Source organism: Nonomuraea sp. NPDC049129, from assembly GCF_040648495.1.
Lineage (GTDB): Bacteria > Actinomycetota > Actinomycetes > Streptosporangiales > Streptosporangiaceae > Nonomuraea.
This window is the reverse complement of sequence record NZ_JBEZDU010000014.1, coordinates 20003-39258: the sequence shown is the minus strand read 5'-3', so window position 1 is coordinate 39258 and position 19256 is coordinate 20003. Positions and strand designations below refer to the sequence as shown.

Here is a 19256-nt window from a genome sequence, read left to right as displayed (position 1 = left end):
CTTTCTGCCCATTTGCCTGGGTGACGTCACGATGGCTGCTCGAAGTCGAGAAGGTTCGACCGATCGAGCCTCGCTGGCGCATCATGAGCCTGCAGGTCCTCAACGAGGACAAGGACGTCTCCGACGAATACCGTGCGTCGTCCGCCCGGGGCGCGAAGCTCATCAGGGTCATCGCCACCGCCGCCGACCGCTTCGGCGAGGAGTACATCGGCCGCCTCTACACCGAGTTCGGCACCCGCCTGCACAACGAGGGCCGGGGCCGAGACATCGACACCCTGCGCCTGATCGCCGAGGAGTCGCTCGAGGCCGTGGGTCTCGACAAGGGCCTGGCCGCCGAGGCCATGGAATCGACCGAGTACGACGACGCCATCCGCAAGTCGCACAACGAGGGCATCACCCTGGTCGGCCAGGAGGTCGGCACCCCCGTCATCCGCGTCGGCTCCAACGCCTTCTTCGGCCCGGTGGTCACCACCATCCCCCGGGGCGAGGACGCGGGCCGGCTCTGGGACGGCGTGCTGCTGGTCACCGAGTTCGACGACTTCTTCGAGCTCAAGCGCTCGCGTACCCGGCGGCCGAGCTTCGACTGACTTTCACCTCGCAGTGACTTGTAGCGGCGCAATCCGCGCCTATCCGGTGTGTCCGGCCGTACTCTTCTGAAAGAGCAGCACCCTTCTGAAAGATGCAGCCGAACGAGGCGCCACGCCCTCGCTCAGCGACGGCCGGCGCGCAAGGATGGGGGCTATGCGTCAGCTGTACATCGGCGGTGTCTGGACCGCTTCGGTCTCCGGCGAGCCCATCGAGGTCGTCAACCCGGCCACTGAGCAGATCATCGACCGGGTGCCGGCCGGCGCCCCCGACGACGTCGAGGCGGCCGTACGCGCCGCCCGGAGCGCCTTCCCCTCCTGGTCCGCCACTTCCGCCGCCGAGCGCGGCAAGCTGCTGGCCGCCGCCGCCGAGCTGCTGACCGAGCGCGCCGGCGACATCGCCAAGACCATCGCGACCGACATGGGCTCACCCCTGGGCTTCGCGCTCAAGGTGCAGACGCTGATGCCCGCGGGCGTACTGGCCGGCTACGCCCGGCTGGCCGAGAGCCATCCGCGCGAGTCGCGCGTCGGCAACTCGCTGGTGCTCAAGGAGCCGGTCGGCGTGGTCGCCGCCATCACCCCGTGGAACTACCCGCTGCACCAGATCGTCTGCAAGGTCGCCCCGGCTCTGGCCGCCGGATGTACGGTCGTGCTCAAGCCGTCCGAGGTGGCGCCGCTGGCGGCGTACGCGCTGACCGAGATCTTCCACGAGGTGGGCCTGCCCGCCGGCGTGTTCAACCTGGTCAGCGGGCGCGGACCGGTGGTGGGCGAGGCCATGGCCGCGCACCCGCAGGTCGACATGATCTCCTTCACCGGCTCGACGGCCGCCGGGCGCCGGGTGGCGTCGCTGGCGGTCGAATCGGTCAAGCGGGTGGCGCTGGAGCTCGGCGGCAAGTCCGCCAACCTGATCCTGCCCGACGCCGACCTGGGCGCCGCCGTCAAGGTCGGCGTCGCCAACTGCTTCATCAACGCCGGCCAGACCTGCTCAGCGTGGACCCGCATGATCGTCCACCGCGACCAGTACGACGACGCGGTCCACCTCGCCGTCGACGCGGCGCGCCGCTACACCGTGGGCGACCCGTTCGACGAGGCCACCCGCATCGGCCCGCTCGTCTCCGAGGCCCAGCGCGACCGCGTGATCCACTACATCAACCGGGGCCAGGAAGAGGGCGCCAGGCTGGTGACCGGGGGCACCGAACGCCCGCACCCGCGCGGCTACTACGTCGAGCCGACCGTCTTCGCCGCGGTCGAGCCGGGCATGACGATCGAGCAGGAGGAGATCTTCGGCCCGGTCCTGTCGATCATCCCCTACACCAGCGAGGACCAGGCCGTCCGCATCGCCGACGACACCCCCTACGGCCTGGCCGGCGCGGTGTGGGCGGGCACCCAGGAGCGCGCCGTCGCGGTGGCGCGCAGGCTGCGCACCGGGCAGGTCGCGATCAACGGCGGCGCGTTCAATCCGCTCGCACCGTTCGGCGGCTACAAGCAGTCAGGCATCGGCCGCGAACTGGGCGAGCACGGGCTGGAGGAGTTCCTCGAGGTCAAGTCGCTGCAGCTCTGAAGCCGTCGCGGCTCCGCAGTCGTCGCACCGCGGAAGCCGTCGCGGCTCAGAGGAGCAGCCCGCCGGCCGCCAGCAGGTTCTGGCCGGTGATCCACCGCCCGTCGGGTCCGGCCAGGAACGCCACCACGGCCGCGATGTCGTCCGGCTGCCCCAGCCGTCGCAGCGCGGTCATCGCGGGGATCTGTTCGAGCGCCTCCGGCGGATTGCTGCCGTGCAGCATGTCGGTGTCGGTCGCGCCGGGCGAGACGATGTTGGCCGTGATGCCGCGCCCGCCCAGCTCACGCGCCGCGACCTTGGTGAACTGCTCGACGGCCGCCTTGCTCCCCGCGTAGAGGGAGATCCCCGGGCCGGGCACGCGCGTGTTGAGCGTGGAGATGTTGATGATCCGCCCGCCGTCGCGCATCACCCGCCCGGCCCACTGGATGGCCAGGAACACCGAACGCGCGTTGACCGTGAACACCCGCTCGTAGGACTCGTCCGTGATGTCGGCGATGAGCCCCTGCCCGGTCTCCGCCGCGTTGGCGACCAGGATGTCGAGCCCCGGCAACAGCTCCTCGGCCGTGGCGAACAGCCGGTCGAGATCCGCCCTGCTCGCCTGATCGGCTTGTACGGCATGCGCTCCGGTCGCCGTGGCCACCTCCTTGGCCAACTCCGCGTTGCCGCGATAGGTGAAGACCACTTCGGCGCCGTCGGCGGTCAGCCGTTCGACGATGGCCCGGCCGATGCCCCGGGAGCCACCTGTGACCAACGCGCCTTTCCCCGAAAAAACTTGTCCCGAAGATTCACTCATACCGCCAACCTACGTTCTGAGCATGATCTTGCGCGCCTCCGGCTTCGGCAGCCGGTCGACGTACAGCCGCCCGTCGAGGTGCTCGGTCTCGTGCTGGAAGCAGCGGGCCAGTGAGCCGCGTGCCTTGACGCGCTGCGGGCGGCCGAGCCGGTCGAACCCCTCGACGGTCACCCCCGCCGCCCGCGCCACCGGGGCGTAGATCGGCGTGCCCGTCTGCCGGTCAGGCACCGACAGGCAGCCCTCCTCGTCCAGCACCTCTTCGGGATCGTCCACGGTCAGCACGGGATTGATCATGTGACCTTTGCGGCGGTTGATGTCATAGACGAACAGCCGCCGCGGCACGCCGATCTGCGGGCCGGCCAGGCCGACGCCGTCCACCGCGTACATCGCCTCGAACATCTCGTCGATGAGGCGGCGCAGCTCGCGGTCGAAGCCTTCGACGGGCTCGGCGGGTGTGCGCAGCACAGGATCGCCGAGGACGCGGATCTCGCGCATGATGCTCTACTTCCGTAACTTCCGTAAGGGATGGATAACCGATGAGGTCCTTACTCTAGCCAGCCGACGCGCTGGTGCGAGGCCCGTGTGCGGCGCTGTGGAAGACTGGGCGCGTGCGTGTCTATATCGGTGCCGACCATGCCGGCTATGAGTTCAAGAACCACCTTGTGTCCTGGCTCAAGGACAACGGGCACGAGGTGACCGACTGCGGTCCGTTCGTCTATGACGCCGAGGACGACTATCCGGCGTTCTGCCTGCGGGCCGCCGAGGGCGTCGCCGGCGATCCGGGCAGCCTGGGCGTCGTCATCGGGGGGTCGGGCAACGGCGAGCAGATGGCCGCCAACAAGGTGCGCGGCATCCGGGCCGCCCTGGCCTGGAGCCAGGAGACGGCCAGGCTCGCCCGCGAGCACAACAACGCCAACATCGTCTCCATCGGCGCGCGCATGCACTCCGACGACGAGGCGACCGGCTTCGTGGAGACCTTCCTCGCCACGCAGTTCTCCGGCTCGGAGCGGCACGCCCGCCGCATCGCGCAGGTGGCGACCTACGAGACGATCGGCCAGCTGCCCTCTCTGCCCTAAGCCCGCCGCTTGGGCTCGCGTCTGGGCATCTCGTCACGCAGGGGCCGCCTGTCGGCGGCCTCCTGCTGCTCCTTCGAGGGCCGCGACACGTCGCGGGCCCGCATCGCGGTGATCGCGGTGATCTGCAAGCTCTGCAGTGCCATGCCCGCGAGCCTACGTCAGAGGGGCCTGTGTCGGATGGGACGGCGTCAGAAGGACAGTCCGCCCCACGGCTTCGGGCTCCACGCCATGGCGGCGTCGAGCCTGCGCACCGAACCCGCCGAGTGCTCGCGCAGGAGCCCCGCGTCGAGCTGCGCCGAGAGCAGGCCGTCGCCCATGTACGCCGAGCCGAGCGAGGAGACCCGCAGCGACATGTCGGGCTCGTCCTCCACCGGCTTGCACTCCGCGCCGGAGGTGTCGGCGCTGAGCCGCCAGCGGCGGGCGTTCCACGGGCACACGTCGTCCTCGACCTCGATCACCACGTCGACGGCCGACGAGTACGCCCGCGAGGTCAGCGCCCGGTCCACCTCCACGAGGCGTACCCACAGCTCGTCGGTGCAGCTCGCCCGGAGCTGCCGTGGGTCGGCGAGCAGCGCGAGGAGCGCGTCGTCCACCGGCCGGCTGCCCTCCACCCGGGAGATCAGGTCGCGGTCGAGCACGCTGCGCCACAGCAGCGCGCGGGCGGCGGGGTCGGCCGCCTCCAGCTCCGCCAGCTTCAGCAGGCCGTTGGGCACGCCGTTGTCGTCCCAGCTCGCCTTGACCCTGAACAACGCGTAACCGCGTACGCCCCGGTCGTCCTCGGCGATCACCGAGCGGAGAGCCCCGTCTCCATGCCGGTCGAACTCCTCGTCGGCCAGTAGACCATCCCAGAAGTGCTTGTTACGGAGATAGCGCCCGGGACGGGCGGTCACGACGGAGGCGAACAGCCGCTCGAACTCGGCTCGGGCCTCGGCCGGCTTGGCCACCCTGAGGCGCAGCGCGGGGTCCGTGGGGGCGTTCGCCACGAACGCCGAGCCGTGCTTGGCGACGCTGAATCCCATCTCGGTCGACGCCCTGCCGTACCCGAACCTGCCGTAGATGACGGACTCCGAGGCGTACAGGGCGGCGACGGACTCGCCCCGGTCGCGCACGTCGGACAGCTGCCTGCGCATCAGGCTCGACAGCACGCCGCGACGGCGGTGGGAGGGGAGCACACTGACGGCCGTCACTCCCGCGACGGGTATCTGCGCGCCGGGGACCGTCATGGTGAAGGAGAAGACGGCGGTGACACCGGCCATGACATCGCCGTCGAACGCGGCGAGCGTCCGATCGAACTCGGTCTGCGCCTTGGCTCGTTCGAATTCCTGGGGATGCGGCGTCCAGTTGAAGCCTTCGGAGAGCACGTCGGCGAACTTCGGCCACTCGGCCTCGTCCACCGGACGGATCGGATACGTCATCCGTCCACGGTAGGAGCGGGCAAAGGGGAGGGGCCACCCAATATACGTGCTTAATGATCAAGGCCTTGGTCAAGTGGGCTGCCCAAAGGGAGGCCAGAGCGCTACAGTCAGGCGCATCATGAGTTCCCGTTCGGCGCTGCAGATACCGCCACGGCTCCGCGCGCTCCTGGTGCGGGTGCCATTTCTGGTGTCCGTCGTCCGGTTCCTCAGGAGAGGCTCCTTGGCCCGAGACCGCAACCTGCTGGTCACGTTGACGATGCTCACGCTCGTCATCGGGCTGCTGGCCGCGCAGATCTCGACCGAGTGGTTCTCGCCCTCGCTGCTCATCCTCATCCTTCTGGTGGGCGGCCTGCAGCTGCGGCTGAACAGCCTGATCAAGCTGCTCGTCGCGGTGATCATCTCGCTCGGTTACATCGCCGGCACCCTCGGGGTCGGCCAGATCGGCCTCGGGCTCATGGTGACGATCGGCTTCACCACGGTGCTGGCGGTGCTGATGGCCCGCACCCGGGGCAAGCTCGGCGTGCAGGGGCTGCGCGGCGACGCCATGCTGCTGGAGCTGCGCGACCGGCTCAGGAGCCAGGGTGAGCTGCCCGCGCTGCCCAAGGACTGGGGCGGCAAGGTCGTGCTCAAGCAGGCCGGCGGCTCCTCCTTCGGCGGCGACTTCCTGGTCTCCATGCGCGACGAGGACAAAGTGGAGATCGCGCTGGTCGACGTGTCGGGCAAGGGCGTCGACGCGGGCACCAGAGCGTTGCTGCTGTCCGGAACGTTCGGCGGGCTGCTCGGCTCGGGCGTCGACTTCCTGCCGGCCTGCAACACCTACCTGCACCGCCAGCGCGGCGACGAGGGGTTCGTGACGGCCGTGCACGTACGCCTCGACCTGGCGACGGGCGACTACACGATCACCTCGGCCGGCCACCCGCCGGTGGTCAAGTTCGACGCGGGCACGGGCAACTGGCAGGTCGCCACGGCCAAGGGCGTCGTCCTCGGCGTGGTCCCCGACCTGCACTGCGAGCCCGACAGCGGCACCCTGCGCAAGGGCGACGCGCTGCTGCTCTACACCGACGGGCTGATCGAACAGCCGGGGCGCGACATCGACGCCGGGCTCGACAAGCTGCTCGGCGAGGCGGAGCGGCTGCTGCCCTCGGGTTTCCGTGACGGCGCGCGGGCCCTGGTCAACGCCATGGCGTCGGGCCACAACGACGACTGCGCGCTGGTGCTCATCTGGCGTCCGTGACGAATCACACGGGTCAAGGCGTGAACAAGGTCACTGGCAGCGCTTGATCGACTTTGAGATCCTCGAAGAGTTCACCACTCCGGGTCCCGGCGGAGCGGCGCGGCTTCACCGGGATCCGGTCTTCGCCTCCGGCTCTCAGAGCCAGCCTGAGTCGCTCGCGATGCGTACCGCGTCGAGGCGATTGCGGGCCCCGGTCTTGCACATGATGCGCGACAGATGGTTGCGTACGGTGCCCACCGACAGGAAGAGCTGGTCGGCGATCTCCGTCGACCGGGCCCCGCCCGCCGCGATCCGCAGCACGTCGAGCTCGCGCCTGGTCAGCGGGTTGGCGACCGACTGGAGGGCGGCGATCGCCAGGTCGGAGTCGACCGCGCGGCGTCCGGCGGCGACCAGCCGCAGGCTTTCGGCGAGCTGCTCGGGCGCTACGTCGAGGCTCATGAACCCGAGCGCGTGCGTGGCGAACGCCCTGCGCACCTGGCCGGGATTGGGCTGCGCCGACAGGATGAGTACGTGACAGCCCCGCTCGCGCAGTCGCGCCGCCGGGAACAGGCCGCCTCCGCCGGGCAGGTCCAGATCGACGATCGCCGTGTCGGGCGCGCACGCGGCCGCCGCGGGCAGGACGCCGTCCGCGTCTCCCACCTCGGCGACCACCCGCAAGTCGGGCTCCGCGTCGAGCGATGCCACCAAACCGCGCCGGACCAGCGGCAGATGCTCGGCGACCAGAATCCGGATCAAGGCTCCCACCTCCGTCATCTCCCAGAGTGATCGCCCGATCGCGTACTGTCAACGGAATGTGGCGCTGCGGCAAAGGGTGCGCAAGCCATCGAGGTGTGATGACTTCGACTACTCTGGGGCTGTCGGGACCTTCTGTCTGCCCTGGAGCGGGACTAGATGAACTGGCTTTACCTCGCGGGGATCGTAGTCTTCCTGATCGGGCTGATGGCGTCTGTCGCGTTGCACGAGCTCGGCCACTTCGTGCCCGCCAAGATCTTCGGTGTCAGGGTGCCCCAGTACATGGTCGGCTTCGGCTCGACCGCCTGGTCCATCCGGCGAGGTGAGACCGAGTACGGCATCAAGTGGATCCCGCTGGGCGGCTACATCCGCATGATCGGCATGCTGCCGCCACGGCCCGGCGACGATCCCACCAAGCTCAGGGGTTCCTCCACCGGCCCGTTCCAGGGGCTCATCGAGACCGCCCGCGACGCGGCACAGGAAGAGGTGCGGCCGGGCGACGAGGAGCGGGTCTTTTACCGGAAGAAGTGGTGGCAGAAGGTCATCATCATGTCCGGCGGCCCGTTCATGAACTTCGTGCTGGCCTTCATCCTCTTCTCGGTCCTGCTCGTCGGCATCGGCCTGCCCGCGCTGACCCCGGTGGTGTCCCCGCAGACCAACACCTGCGTGATCCCGATCAGCGAGCAGCGCACCGACTGCCGCGCCTCCGACCAGCCGACGCCCGCCGCCAAGGCCGGCATGAAGCCCGGCGACCGGCTCGTCTCCTTCGGCGGCCAGAAGATCGCCTCCTGGGACGACGCCACCCGCTTGATCCGCTCGCACGGCGCCGGCCCCGTCGCCGTCGGCATCGTCCGCGATGGCAAGCCGATGACCCTCAACGTGACGCTCATCTCCCAGGACCGGCCGTCGCCCACCGACCCGACGAAGATCGACAAGAACGTCGGCTTCCTCGGCGTCATGCCCACCGAGGTCATGGAGCAGCAGAGCCTCGGCGTCGTGATCGGCTACATGGGCCAGCTCACCGGCCGGGTCGCCGACTCGCTGCTGAACCTGCCGCAGAAGATGGTCGGCGTGTGGCACGCCGCGTTCTCCGGCGACAAGCGCGACCCCGAGGGCCCGGTCGGCGTCGTGGGCGCCGGACGCATGGGTGGTGAGATCCTCTCCTCTGACCTGTCGGGCGAGAAGAAGGTCGCTTTCCTGGTGAATCTGCTGGCCGGGTTCAACCTGGCGATCGGCATGTTCAACCTGATCCCGCTGCTGCCGCTCGACGGCGGCCACATCGCGGGCGGCCTCTGGGAGGGCCTCAAGCGCGCCTTCGCCCGTGTCACGCGGCGTCCCGAGCCCGCGTACGTGGACATCGCCAAGGTGCTGCCGCTCACCTACGCCCTGGCCTTCGTCATGATCATCATGGCCGGCCTGCTCGTCTACGCCGACCTGATCAACCCGCTCACGCTCACCGGCTGACCGTCGCAGAGCACCCCTTCACGAACTTCTCCAATGCCTTCGAGAACACCCGCGCTACGTCGATCTCGGTGTCCCCACTGGTCGGCGGGCTGCCCCTCAACGTTGCTGTGAGCTAGATCACGGTTGAGGTTGACCTTGGGTCAGGGTGGAAGCTCGGCGCAGCGGCACGACGCCGCCCCGGACGTAACACTCTCGAAGGATCGAACCACCATGACGATCACCCTTTCCGACCAGGACAAGAGCACCCTGCGGACTGCCGCGTACGGCGCCGTGTCGCTGATGGCCGCCGCCGGCGCCGCCGGCAAGCCCCACAAGATCGCCGCCAACGGCGGTATCGCGCTGGGCTCGGCCACCGGTCTGATCGGACACGTGCTCGCCGACTACCCCAAGGGCAAGGACCTGGCCGGCAAGTCCGTGGCCGAGATCGCCGACCGCGTGCTGCCGGCCCTGACCGAGGCCATGAGCCTGCTGAGGAAGCAGGACCCGGCCGAGGCCGACAACTTCCGCGGTACCGTTCTCATCGCTGTCGAAACCGCCCAGATTCACCAGGACCAGCCGAGCCCTGCCGCGGTCGAGATGGCCCGCAAGATCACGGCAGCCCTCGACGCCGCAAGGGTAGCCACTGCCGACAACGGTGCGGCTGCCGGGCAGGATCGCCCGGAGCTGCGGAAGGCAATCGAGGAGATCGTCGAGTCCGGATTCGTCGGGGTGTCGCTGCGCGTACACGATGAGCGGGGCGAGTGGGCCGGTAGCGCCGGGGTGGCCGAGCTGGGCGGGACCGCCAAGCCGCCGGTCAACGGGCATGCCCGGATCGGCAGCAACACCAAGACCTTCACCGCGACCCTGGTGCTGCAACTGGTGGCCGAGGGCAAGATCGAGCTGGACGCCCCGGCGGCGGACTACCTGCCCGAGTTCGTCTTGGACGAGCGGATCACGGTGCGGATGCTGTTGCAGCACACCAGCGGGCTGTTCAACTTCACCGGCGAGGTATACGAGGACGGGTCGATCGTGCACGGGATCCCCGTGCCCTACGGCACCACGGGCAAGGAGTGGGTGGACAACCGGTTCCACACCTACCGGCCCGAGGAGCTGGTATGTCGGGCGCTGTCCAAGCCGGCCCGGTTCGAGCCGGGGACGGGCTGGAGCTATTCCAACACCAACTATGTGCTGGCCCGGCTGCTGATCGAGAAGGTCACCGGCCGCTCGCTGGCCGAGGAGATGCAGCGGCTGATCCTGGGGCCGCTCGGGCTGTCGGGCACGGTGGTGCCGGACGCCTCGCCGGAGCTCCCTGAGCCGCACGCCCACGTCTACTACCGCTACGAGGAAGCCGGCCGGCAGAAGACGATCGACATCACCCGCCACAACCCCTCCTGGGTCTCCACCGGCGGTGACATGATCTCGACCAGCCAGGACCTGGCCACGTTCATCTCCGCGCTGGTAGGCGGCAAGCTCCTGCCGGCCCCGCTGCTGGCCGAGATGTGCACCCCGCACGCCACCGGCCTCCCGAACATGGACTACGGGCTGGGAGTGTTCGTCCAGAAAACGGATTGCGGCGGCACCGTCATCACCCACAACGGCGGCACGGTCGGCTCCATGACGCTGATGTACAGCACGCCCGACGGCAGCAAGACCCTGACCGCCGTACTGAACTGGGTGGACGACGCCGACCTGTCCATAGCAACAAAGGTCCAGAACGCCCAGCAACGGCTCGTCAACGAGGTGTTCTGCGGCGAGCAGGCCGATCCGGCTCAGCCGTCGGACTGAACACCTGTGACCCGCACGCCTCCAGAGGCACCCCCTTCCGGTTGTGCATCAGGGAGAAACCCGAACGGGGCCACGCCGAGCTCGTCGACCTCGGCGTGGCCTGTCCACATGCTCGGCTGTGATCTGCCTAGTCGCCGAGCTCGAGCACAAGGCAGGATTGCGCAGATGAACGGAGTCACGATCGGGCAGGCAGCGGCATTCGTCGGCGTCACAATGAAGACGGTGCGCCACTACCACAAGCTCGGCCTGGTCAAGGAGCCGGAACGCGACAGCTCCGGCTACCGCAGGTACGGATCGGCCGAGCTGTTGCGGCTGGTGCAGGTCCGGACGCTGGCCGTCGCCGGGGTGCCGCTGGCCGAAGTCGGGCCCCTGCTCGATGCCGACGCCGCCCAGTTCGCCGCCGCGCTCGCCGACGTCGAGCGGCAGGTCACCGAACGGATCGAGGAGCTGATCGCGCGCCGTGACATGCTGCACCGGCTCGCCGACGGAGACCGGGCTCTGCTGCCCGACCGCGCCGTGGCGCTGCTGGAGCGGATGTCCGGCCTCGGCCTCCCCACGGAGGAGGTGGCGGCCACCAGGGAGGGCTGGGTGCTGGCCAGGGCCCTGGTTCCCGAGGGCTTCGACGACTTCCTCACCCATGTCGAGCACGCCCTCGACCACCCCCGCTTCGTCGCGTTGATCAAGCGCGCCACCGAAGCCACGGCATGGCAGCCGGACGACCCGCGCCTGGCCGAACTCGCCACTGCCATTGCCGACCACTTCCTCGCCAACCCCGCACACCTGAAGATCGTGACCGGCCTGCAAGCCCGCACCGACGCCGCGGCCCGATACCACCTGATCGCCCACTACGGCGAAGAGCAGGGATCGGCCACGGCCCATGGGATCGCGCTCGTCGAGACCAAGCTCCGCGCCGCTGGCGTCCACATCCCCAGACCAGGCACCCACTGACCGCGCCGTGCCCCGGTCCGGGCGCCCAGCTCTAGAACATCGAGATGTGCACGTGGTCGAAGTGGTTCTGGGTGATGCTGCCGCGGTCGGACATCGAGCTCCACCCCGAGCCCTGGTTGATGCGCTGCTTCCAGATCACGTACTTGACCCCGAGCTTGTCCTTGTTCTCCAGCGCCCAGGCCGCCACGCGGTCGCCAAGTGCCTGGTTGGCCGCGCTGGGCATGCTGCCGCCGGTGCTCATCATGAAGTCGCACGCGCGCCCCAGCGGGTGCTCGCCGCCGCCGCCCGAGCGGAAGCAGCCCACCTCGTACGGCAGCGCGAAGTCCTTCTGGATCAGCCCGCGGATCACCCGCATCCGGGCGGTGATGTTGTCGGTGCCTGAGGGCAGTTCGGGCGCCCAGCTGCCGTCCGAGCGGCGGCCGGGGCCGAACGGGATGAGGCCTTTCAGCTTCTTCTGGATGTCCTTGATGACGCCCTGCGCGTCGTCGCGTTGCTTGGCGACATTGGCGGCGTCCTCGCGGATCTTCGCCTCGAGGGCGGCCGCCTGGTCCGCGGCCGCCTTCTTCTCGTCCCGAGCGGTGGCCACGCCCTGCACGACCGCCTGTTGCTCGGCCGCGAGGTGGTCCAGCAACGCCGCGCTGGAGGCATCGGTCGGGAGGGTGAGGTTCGGCAGCGCGCCGGTGCCGTTCTGGTACTGCAGGCGCGCGAGTTCGGTGACGCGTTTCTGGGCGGTGATGAGCTGGGCCTCCGCCGTGGCCAGCCGTTTCTTGGTCGTTTCCGAATCCTGTTTGGCCTTGGCGAGTTCGACGCGCTTGAGGTTGTAGGTCTCGATGAGCTTGTCGACCTTCTTGTCCAGCTGCTTCAGCTCCGCGCGGAGCTGGGCCTCGCTGGGCTTGGGGGCGGCAGCGGCGGGCGTGGCCGTGAAGGCGCCGAAGGCCATGGAAGCGGTGGTGATGAGAGCGATGGCGAGACTCGAGGGGGACGCAGCCGCCACGAAGGGTTTCCTCTCCCTATGCCGGCCGGGTTAGCTGACGGGTTCGGGCAGGGAGATGCCGCCTTACCACCTGAGTGGATTCACCCCAAGACGCGATGGGTCCCCGGCTCCCGGGCCACGCACCCGGGATTAGGCCAGCACCGACCGTTTCGGTCGGCGCTGAAAAGGGATATTAGTGGTAAAACCAAGGTCATGCGACTCCAAGCGGCAACCAATTAGAGATCTACCTGTGATTTAAGCATGCGTGCGGCTTCCTCCGGCAGGACATCGTTGACGAACGCGCCCATAGCCGACTCCGAGCCCGCCAGATACTTGAGCTTCCCGGGCGCCCGTCTGATGCTGAACAGCTCCAGGTGCAGATAAGCCAGGTCACGATCCTGCCGCACCGGCGCCTGGTGCCAGGCTGAGATGTACGGCATGGCGACGCCGAACAGCCCGTCGAGCGCTCGCAGCACAGAGGTGTAAAGCGGGGCGAAGGCGGCGCGTTCCTCCTCCGACAGCGCGGCCAGGTCCGGCACCTGCCGGTGCGGATACACGTGCACCTCGAACGGCCAGCGGGCGGCGGCCGGCACGAACGCCGTCCACAACTCGTTGGCCGCCACCACGCGCACCCCGGCGGCCCGCTCGGCCGCCAGCACGTCGGCGAAGAGGTTGCCGCCCCGGTGCCGGGCGGCCGCGCCGAGCTGGAGTTTGGTCCGCGGGGTCACGTACGGGTAGGCGTAGATCTGCCCGTGCGGGTGCGGCAGCGTGATGCCGATCTCCTCGCCCCGGTTCTCGAAGCAGAACACCTGCTCGACGCCCTCGATCGCGGACAGCTCGGCCGTACGGTCGGCCCACGCCTCCATGACCAGGCCCACCTGCTCGTCGGAGAGCCGCGAGAACGACGACGAATGCTCAGAGGTGAAGCACACCACCTCACACCGCCCCACCCCCGGCCGGACCTCACTCAACCCCCCGACATCCCCGTAAGTCCCGAAATTTCCGGAAAACGAGGGGAAGCGGTTCTCGAACACCGCCACGTCATAGTCGTACGCCGGGATCTCCGAAGCCCTCGTCTCGGACGACGGGCACAGCGGGCACTCATTGGCCGGAGGCAGGAACGTACGCGTCTGGCGGTGCCCCGCCATCGCGATCCACTCCTCGGTGAGCGGGTCGTAGCGCAGCTCCGACGCCATCGGCCTGGGATCGAGCGCCCGCCGGTCGATCGCGCTCCGGTCGGCGTCGTCGCGCCGGTCGAAGTAGATCAGCTCTCGGCCGTCGGCCAGGTGGGTGATGGTGCGTTTCACTGCGAGTCCTCCGCGATGATCAGTTCGCCGGCGCGTTCGCCCAGCTCCATGCGTGCTTCCTCAGGTAGTCCCGAGTCGCTGATGACCGCGTCTGCCTCGGTCAGATCGGCGATCGTGCTGATGCCGACCGTGTTCCACTTGGTGTGGTCGGCCGGGATGACCAGCCGGTGCGCCGCGTGCACCAGCTCCCTGTCGGTCTCCGACTCCAGCAGGTTGGGCGTGGTGAACCCGGCCCGCACGCTCATCCCGTGCACGCCGAGGAACAGCGTGTCCACGTGCAGCCGCCGGATCGCGGCCACCGCGACCGGGCCGACGAGGGCGTCGGACGGCGTGCGTACGCCGCCGGTCAGCACGACCGTGCGGTCGGCGCGCGGGTTGCGGTGGAAGACGTCGGCCACCGGGATCGAATTGGTGATGACCGTGAGCTCGGGCACCGAGATGAGGTGGTGGGCCAGGGCCCAGGTGGTGGTCCCGGCTGACAGGGCGACCGCGGTGCCGGGCCGGACGAACTGGGCGGCGCGGCGCGCGATGGCCTCCTTCTCCTGCTGCTGGCGGGCGGACTTGGCGGTGAAGCCCGGCTCCTCGGTCGAGCCGGGACCCAGCGCGGTCGCGCCGCCGTGCACCTTCTCCAGCAGCCCGCGCTCGGCGAGCACCTCGAGGTCGCGGCGGACCGTCATGTCGGAGACGCCGAGCTCGCGAACGAGGTCGGCCACCCGAACGCCGCCGCTGCTGCGCACGCGTTCGAGAATCGCCTGCTGGCGCTGCTGTGCGAGCACGCCCCCGCTCCTTCCAACAGATTCCACCAAATTATGACACGGCTTTGTTGGGGAATGTTAGGTCGTACGGGTTGTGCGGTAGACCACAGCGCGAGACGTTGGGAAGCGGACCGATCACTGGAGGTATCCATGGCGAAGCGATCTCGCAAGACCAAGGCGCGCAAGAAGAAGAAGGCCAACCACGGCAAGCGCCCGAACGCGAACTGACGGCCGGCCGGCCGCGGTGAGCTCCTTCACCCCGGCCGGTGCGACGGCTCAGCTCGGGAGACCGTGCAGGGCCTCGTCGATGCGCTCCTGCGGGAGCGGGTAGTCCTCCATGCGCCCCGACAGGTAGCGGTCATAGGCGGCCAGATCGAAGTGGCCGTGCCCGCACAGCGCGGTCAGGATCACCTTCTCCTCACCGCTCTCCCTGCACCGCAGCGCCTCGGCGATGGTCTCGGCCAGCGCGTGCGTCGGCTCGGGCGCCGGGACGATGCCCTCGGTACGGGCGAAGCGCACACCAGCCTCGAAGCACTCGGTCTGTGACTTGGTGACCGCCTCGAACAGGCCCAGCTCGTACATGTGCGACAGCAACGGCGACATGCCGTGGTAACGCAGCCCGCCCGCGTGGATCGGGTCGGGCACGAACCCGTGGCCGAGCGTGTGCATCTTGAGCAGCGGAGTGAAGCCCGCCGCGTCGCCGAAGTCGTAGGCGTAGACGCCCCGCGTGAACGACGGGCACGCCTCGGGCTCGACGGCGCGCAGCGTGACGTCGAGATTCCCGGCCAGCTTCTCGCGCAGGAAGGGGAAGGTGAGCCCGGCGAAGTTCGAGCCGCCTCCGGTGCAGCCGATGATCAGGTCCGGCATCTCCGCCAGCTGGGCCAGCGCCTCCTCGCCGATGACGGTCTGGTGCATGAGCACGTGGTTCAGTACCGAGCCGAGCGCGTAACGGGCGTCCGGGTTCGCGCCGGCCACCTCGACCGCCTCGCTGATCGCGATGCCGAGGCTGCCGGGCGAGCCGGGGTCGTCGGCCAGCACCTTGCTGCCCGCCCCGGTCACGGTCGAGGGGCTGGGGTACACCGTCGCGCCGTACACCTGCATGAGCGAGCGCCGATAGGCTTCTGGTCGTAGGAGGCGCGGACCATCCAGATCTGGCACTCCAGATCGAACTGCGCACACGCGAACGCCAGCGCCGACCCCCACTGTCCCGCTCCGGTCTCCGTGGTGAGCAGCCGTACGCCTTCGCGGGCGTTGTAGTACGCCTGGGGGACGGCGGTGTTCGGCTTGTGCGACCCGGCGGGGGAGACGCCCTCGTACTTGTAGTAGATCCGCGCGGGCGTGCCGAGCGCCTTCTCCAGTCGGCGCGCCCGGATGCAGCGGCGGAGGCGGCGGCGCCGGCAGATCGGGCACGACGTTGTACCAGCGACTGGGAATGCTGGAGCTCATGACCTCAGTCTGCGCCGGTTACCGCCCGTCCTCAATCAGGATGGCCATTCGTCCGGGATGGTCCGCGCGTACGGCCACATCGGCGGTCCGCAGCGGATCGGCCTCCCGCTCGTAGCGCGCGTAGGCGGGCAGCCGCCACCGCTCGTCCTCCCCGGTCATGCGCCCCAGCGCCCCCTCGGACAGCCACAGATGCGCACTCACCTCGAACGGCAGCCCGCGGCCCAGCAGCAGCGTCCCGTCGAGCAGCAGCACAGCCCCCTGAGGCAGCGTCTGGTACGGCAGGCGGTACGCCCGGTCGGCCCGGCTGTCCCAGAGCGCCGGCAGCACCTTGCCGGTCCCCTGGGGCCCCAGCGGCCCGAGCACCTCGCGGGTCAACCCGCCGGTGTCGAGCCAGTCGTCGTAGAAGGCGTCGGGGTCCGTCCGGCCGTACTCGAGCCTGAGGGACGCGGGCCGCAGGAAGTCGGCGGCGGACACCCGCAACACGGCCCTGCCCCGCGTCCTGAGCGGCGCGACCAGCTCGTCCGCCAGCCGTTCGGGATGGGCGGGCGGGGCTCCGTCGACGGCGACCCGCGCGTAGGAGTCGCGCGGCAGGCCCGCGATCCGCTCGGCCAGCTCCTCGACCAGGGCCTCTCGGGAGATCGCTCGCGCACGCATCACCCAGAGCCTACGCGCTCACCTCGCGACTCAACCCGAGCCTGAGCGCTCACTCCGCAACTCAACCCAAGCCCAAGCGCTCGTCCCGCGACCGCTCAGGTGGCGCCGGGACCGCTGGGGCCCTCTCCGGGGCCACTCGGGCGGTTGCGGGACCGCTCAGGTGGGCCCGGGACCGCCCAGGCGGTGGTTGGGGGCCGCTCAGGCGGTGCCGCGTGACCACGAGTGGCCTTCAGGCGGTGCCGCGTGGCCAGGTGGGCCCGTCGTCCTGCCTGGCGTGCCGCCCTCGGCGCACGCAATCGGGGCACACAGGTTCCCGCCGCGACCGAGCCAGGGCTTCCGGCGTGGGCTCACGCTGTGTACCTGCGGGAGCTGAGGTGTCGAGGTCGACCAGGAACATCGTGACGCGTTCCGGGTCGTAGCCGAAGGTGCGCTTGCAGCCGTAGCACCGGCCTATCGTCGTGATCCCTTTGTCCGCCATGCGGCCTCCCTATCGGGCACGCCCGGTACCGAGATCAAGAGCGTAACCGAGCTTGACTCACGAAGTGCGATATCAGCCGAAACCACCACAAGATCGTCTGGCACGGACCGCGTGCGCGGGAGGCCTGACGCGCGCACTCGCATGATGGCTACGTTGATCTCTATGCGCTCACTGACTTTGGCGGATATAACCACGGCATTAGACATGGCGCTCGAGGCGCTCGGAGCTGCGAACGCCAACCCGGCGTATCGCGTGTGCGGCACAAGCGCCGCACTCCTGCAAGGCGTCCCACTCCGCGCTGGGGACATCGACATCCTGCTCGCCAGCCGAGAAGACGTAGAAACGTTCGCCGCGGCGCTCTCCTCGTTCCCCTGCCTGAATGCCGCCTCATGGCTCCCCGAATCTTCCCAATACTTCACCAGGTTCGAGGTGAATGGCGTCGAAGTGGAGCTCAGCACCGTCGAGCGGCAAGTCGATTCGGACGGTTGGGAATGTGTGGGCAGCGGCCCATGGCAGCATTACGTCCTGGTCGCCTGCGGCTCTCACCAGGTGCCGGTAGTCCGGCTGGAGCTCCGGTTGGTCACGGAGCTCCTACGAGATCGGGCTGATCGATACGACCCGCTCCTCGACCACATGGGCACGCACGGATTCGATTCCGCTCTGTTGCAACGGTCGATGAACGCCCACCACATCCCCGCTCACCGCCGGCGTCAGGTCCAAGACCGCCTCGCGCGGTCTTCCCACGGCCCCTCGTCCCTGCCCCCTGCCTGACGCTTCCCGTCTGCCTGGACGTGGCGGCCGGTCGCAGGAGCGCGACCGGGTCATCGCACAAGTGCTCGTGGCCGATCGGGCGCACAACGGGCGAAGCAGAACGAAGATCGCAAAGGCCAGGCTCCCCGTACTGGATGACCTGGCCTTTTGCCGTTACCGTCCTGCACCGTCCACACTGTGCGGTGGGATGCGACATCGCGAAAGAACGCCGCCGCCTGTGCCCCACTCTGACTCACTCCGACACGGTACCTATGACCGAAGTCGTGCGTAATGCACGCATCGGTTGCACATAGGAGCGTCAGGCCTCACCTCAGCCACTCATCCACCGGTCACCGATGGTCGCGATCATCCCGGAGCCGAGCGCCCCCGCCGGAGGCATGGGTGTCCTTTCGCCGTTCGGTGACTGCGCAAACGAGCGCTCCGAGCATCATCCCGAATCCCACCTTCACCGTAATATCGAGGGTTTCATCGCTGGCAGCGAAGGAATTACCGAACAAGCCAGATGAGCTGACCAGGGCAAGAAGAAAAAAAGCCACGCCAGCGCCGAGGAAGCCGGTTCGGAAGGTCGTAACTACGGCGCCAGGATTCATGCCAGCGCGCCATATGGCGTTGCCGAGAGCGGTCAGAGGGAGAGCGACGAGGAGCACGTCAAATAAGGTCGTCACGGCGGCTAATCGTAGGGCAATGGTGCCGGGACCGGAATAGTGGAGGAAGGTAGCGCATCCCGATTGCGGCCCGAGTGGCGGACCGCACGCGAGAACGGTCCCCAGACCGCACGCGCAGCACGCGGCCCGAAGGGTGGCCGGCTGCGCCGCTCGGCCTTCCGGCGCATCTGGAACAAAGTCCAGATCACGGTGAAGCTGCCCGACCTTCACTTCCATGACCTCCGGCACGCGCGAAACACCCTCGCCGCGTCCACAGACGCGAGCCTCCGCAAGCTGATGACCCGGATGGGGCACTCCTCCACCCGAGCGGCGCTGATCTACCAGCACGCGACACAGGACCGTGACCAGGCCATCGCGCAGGCGCTCGGCAAGGCGCTGAAGGAGCACGGAAAGAAGGCATCGGGCACGCGACAGGCACGGAAGATCGAGAAGAAGTGGCGGAGATCGCAAAGGCCAGGTCGCCTCATGGGGCTGACCTGGCCTTTCGCCGTGAGAGCGGACGACGGGAATCGAACCCGCGTAGCTAGTTTGGAAGACTAGGGCTCTACCATTGAGCTACGTCCGCGCGAACCGGTCGAAGTCTGGTCTAGACTTCATCCGGTCGTCAGGGCGTAAGCGTACCGGAGTCACGGAGCGCGT

At 68.9% G+C, this 19256-nt stretch carries 21 protein-coding genes, 1 tRNA gene and 1 riboswitch; of the genes, 9 read left to right on the top strand and 13 right to left on the bottom strand.

The genetic code is table 11. The annotated features are described in order from the left end of the window. Window positions 1–83 precede the first annotated feature (83 nt). Both AB0B64_RS36270 and AB0B64_RS36265 read left to right on the top strand, forming a co-directional pair. Window positions 84–587, top strand: coding sequence for a disulfide bond formation protein DsbA (locus AB0B64_RS36270; RefSeq protein ID WP_357953500.1), 504 nt, complete (start codon window positions 84–86; stop codon window positions 585–587). A gap of 154 nt (window positions 588–741) precedes the next feature. After that, on the top strand, window positions 742–2145 hold the full coding sequence (locus AB0B64_RS36265) for an aldehyde dehydrogenase family protein (protein WP_357953498.1): 1404 nt from the start codon (window positions 742–744) through the stop codon (window positions 2143–2145). A 46-nt stretch (window positions 2146–2191) separates the two neighbouring features. On the opposite strand, the gene AB0B64_RS36260 is transcribed toward AB0B64_RS36265, so the two are convergent. Together AB0B64_RS36260 and def are read right to left on the bottom strand one after the other, a co-directional pair. Then, window positions 2192–2893, bottom strand: a complete 702-nt coding sequence (locus AB0B64_RS36260) for an SDR family oxidoreductase (protein ID WP_357953496.1) — start codon at window positions 2891–2893, stop codon at window positions 2192–2194. A 51-nt stretch (window positions 2894–2944) separates the two neighbouring features. Then, window positions 2945–3430, bottom strand: a complete 486-nt coding sequence (def, locus tag AB0B64_RS36255; RefSeq protein ID WP_357953494.1) for a peptide deformylase — start codon at window positions 3428–3430, stop codon at window positions 2945–2947. 113 nt (window positions 3431–3543) lie between these two features. Between def and AB0B64_RS36250 the strand changes: the two genes are divergently transcribed. Further along, a complete protein-coding gene (locus AB0B64_RS36250; RefSeq protein ID WP_225292568.1) occupies window positions 3544–4011 on the top strand; it encodes a ribose-5-phosphate isomerase in 468 nt (155 codons plus the stop codon). Here the strand turns inward: AB0B64_RS36250 and AB0B64_RS36245 are convergent. Beyond that, the gene (locus AB0B64_RS36245; protein WP_357953492.1) at window positions 4008–4154 is read right to left on the bottom strand and encodes a hypothetical protein; all 147 of its coding nucleotides are present in this window, start codon (window positions 4152–4154) and stop codon (window positions 4008–4010) included. The two genes, AB0B64_RS36250 and AB0B64_RS36245, sit on opposite strands and share 4 nt — an antisense overlap. 45 nt (window positions 4155–4199) lie before the next feature. Continuing rightward, a complete protein-coding gene (locus AB0B64_RS36240) occupies window positions 4200–5426 on the bottom strand; it encodes a GNAT family N-acetyltransferase (protein ID WP_357953490.1) in 1227 nt (408 codons plus the stop codon). Window positions 5427–5544: 118 nt separating this feature from the next. Between AB0B64_RS36240 and AB0B64_RS36235 the strand changes: the two genes are divergently transcribed. Beyond that, window positions 5545–6660 carry a PP2C family protein-serine/threonine phosphatase gene (locus AB0B64_RS36235; RefSeq protein WP_358183124.1) on the top strand — a complete coding sequence of 372 codons (1116 nt, stop codon included), beginning with the start codon at window positions 5545–5547 and terminating at the stop codon, window positions 6658–6660. Window positions 6661–6795: 135 nt separating this feature from the next. Here AB0B64_RS36235 and AB0B64_RS36230 read toward each other — a convergent pair whose 3' ends face one another. Then, entirely contained in the window at window positions 6796–7404 is a 609-nt protein-coding gene (locus AB0B64_RS36230) for a response regulator transcription factor (protein ID WP_357953486.1), read from the bottom strand. Between the two features lie 147 nt (window positions 7405–7551). Between AB0B64_RS36230 and AB0B64_RS36225 the strand changes: the two genes are divergently transcribed. The 3 genes from AB0B64_RS36225 (at window position 7552) to AB0B64_RS36215 (ending at window position 11568) form a co-directional block, all read left to right on the top strand. Continuing rightward, window positions 7552–8856: a site-2 protease family protein gene (locus tag AB0B64_RS36225; RefSeq protein ID WP_358183122.1), complete on the top strand. Its 1305-nt coding sequence runs from the start codon at window positions 7552–7554 to the stop codon at window positions 8854–8856. Between the two features lie 210 nt (window positions 8857–9066). Next, entirely contained in the window at window positions 9067–10620 is a 1554-nt protein-coding gene (locus AB0B64_RS36220) for a serine hydrolase domain-containing protein (RefSeq protein ID WP_358183119.1), read from the top strand. Window positions 10621–10785: 165 nt separating this feature from the next. Beyond that, on the top strand, window positions 10786–11568 hold the full coding sequence (locus AB0B64_RS36215; RefSeq protein WP_358183116.1) for a MerR family transcriptional regulator: 783 nt from the start codon (window positions 10786–10788) through the stop codon (window positions 11566–11568). A 31-nt stretch (window positions 11569–11599) separates the two neighbouring features. On the opposite strand, the gene AB0B64_RS36210 is transcribed toward AB0B64_RS36215, so the two are convergent. The 7 genes from AB0B64_RS36210 to AB0B64_RS36180 all read right to left on the bottom strand — a co-directional run bounded on the left by AB0B64_RS36210 (window position 11600) and on the right by AB0B64_RS36180 (window position 17181). Further along, window positions 11600–12562 (bottom strand): hypothetical protein, encoded by a 963-nt coding sequence (locus AB0B64_RS36210; RefSeq protein ID WP_357953466.1) that lies wholly within the window; start codon window positions 12560–12562, stop codon window positions 11600–11602. 5 nt (window positions 12563–12567) lie between these two features. After that, a riboswitch (cyclic di-AMP (ydaO/yuaA leader) is annotated at window positions 12568–12708 on the bottom strand. A 69-nt stretch (window positions 12709–12777) separates the two neighbouring features. Next, window positions 12778–13848, bottom strand: coding sequence for a galactose-1-phosphate uridylyltransferase (galT, locus tag AB0B64_RS36205; RefSeq protein WP_358183112.1), 1071 nt, complete (start codon window positions 13846–13848; stop codon window positions 12778–12780). Next, a complete protein-coding gene (locus AB0B64_RS36200; protein WP_357644708.1) occupies window positions 13845–14624 on the bottom strand; it encodes a DeoR/GlpR family DNA-binding transcription regulator in 780 nt (259 codons plus the stop codon). The genes galT and AB0B64_RS36200 overlap by 4 nt, the downstream gene beginning before the upstream one ends. Window positions 14625–14879: 255 nt before the next feature. After that, a complete protein-coding gene (locus AB0B64_RS36195; protein ID WP_358183109.1) occupies window positions 14880–15761 on the bottom strand; it encodes a TrpB-like pyridoxal phosphate-dependent enzyme in 882 nt (293 codons plus the stop codon). Further along, window positions 15659–15931, bottom strand: a complete 273-nt coding sequence (locus AB0B64_RS36190; RefSeq protein WP_357953937.1) for a pyridoxal-phosphate dependent enzyme — start codon at window positions 15929–15931, stop codon at window positions 15659–15661. Before AB0B64_RS36190 ends, AB0B64_RS36195 begins: the two co-directional genes overlap by 103 nt. Before the next feature lie 136 nt (window positions 15932–16067). After that, a complete protein-coding gene (locus tag AB0B64_RS36185; RefSeq protein WP_357953461.1) occupies window positions 16068–16703 on the bottom strand; it encodes a uridine kinase in 636 nt (211 codons plus the stop codon). Window positions 16704–16932: 229 nt separating this feature from the next. Beyond that, window positions 16933–17181 (bottom strand): hypothetical protein, encoded by a 249-nt coding sequence (locus AB0B64_RS36180; RefSeq protein ID WP_357953459.1) that lies wholly within the window; start codon window positions 17179–17181, stop codon window positions 16933–16935. 162 nt (window positions 17182–17343) lie between these two features. Between AB0B64_RS36180 and AB0B64_RS36175 the strand changes: the two genes are divergently transcribed. Beyond that, entirely contained in the window at window positions 17344–17952 is a 609-nt protein-coding gene (locus AB0B64_RS36175) for a hypothetical protein (RefSeq protein ID WP_357953458.1), read from the top strand. 704 nt (window positions 17953–18656) lie between these two features. After that, entirely contained in the window at window positions 18657–19157 is a 501-nt protein-coding gene (locus AB0B64_RS36170; RefSeq protein ID WP_358183497.1) for a tyrosine-type recombinase/integrase, read from the top strand. Here AB0B64_RS36170 and AB0B64_RS36165 read toward each other — a convergent pair. Next, window positions 19112–19182: transfer RNA gene (locus tag AB0B64_RS36165), tRNA-Gly, on the bottom strand. The two genes, AB0B64_RS36170 and AB0B64_RS36165, sit on opposite strands and share 46 nt — an antisense overlap. Between the last annotated feature and the right edge of the window lie 74 nt (window positions 19183–19256).

Bases quoted from the DNA above. Each gene is read 5' to 3' on its own strand.
- AB0B64_RS36270 (WP_357953500.1), top strand. From the start codon at position 84: ATGAGCCTGCAGGTCCTCAACGAGGACAAGGACGTCTCCGACGAATAC.
- AB0B64_RS36265 (WP_357953498.1), top strand. From the start codon at position 742: ATGCGTCAGCTGTACATCGGCGGTGTCTGGACCGCTTCGGTCTCCGGC.
- def (WP_357953494.1), bottom strand. From the start codon at position 3,430: ATGCGCGAGATCCGCGTCCTCGGCGATCCTGTGCTGCGCACACCCGCC.
- AB0B64_RS36245 (WP_357953492.1), bottom strand. From the start codon at position 4,154: ATGGCACTGCAGAGCTTGCAGATCACCGCGATCACCGCGATGCGGGCC.
- AB0B64_RS36240 (WP_357953490.1), bottom strand. From the start codon at position 5,426: ATGACGTATCCGATCCGTCCGGTGGACGAGGCCGAGTGGCCGAAGTTC.
- AB0B64_RS36235 (WP_358183124.1), top strand. From the start codon at position 5,545: ATGAGTTCCCGTTCGGCGCTGCAGATACCGCCACGGCTCCGCGCGCTC.
- AB0B64_RS36225 (WP_358183122.1), top strand. From the start codon at position 7,552: ATGAACTGGCTTTACCTCGCGGGGATCGTAGTCTTCCTGATCGGGCTG.
- AB0B64_RS36220 (WP_358183119.1), top strand. From the start codon at position 9,067: ATGACGATCACCCTTTCCGACCAGGACAAGAGCACCCTGCGGACTGCC.
- AB0B64_RS36215 (WP_358183116.1), top strand. From the start codon at position 10,786: ATGAACGGAGTCACGATCGGGCAGGCAGCGGCATTCGTCGGCGTCACA.
- AB0B64_RS36185 (WP_357953461.1), bottom strand. From the start codon at position 16,703: ATGCGTGCGCGAGCGATCTCCCGAGAGGCCCTGGTCGAGGAGCTGGCC.
- AB0B64_RS36180 (WP_357953459.1), bottom strand. From the start codon at position 17,181: ATGGCGGACAAAGGGATCACGACGATAGGCCGGTGCTACGGCTGCAAG.
- AB0B64_RS36175 (WP_357953458.1), top strand. From the start codon at position 17,344: ATGCGCTCACTGACTTTGGCGGATATAACCACGGCATTAGACATGGCG.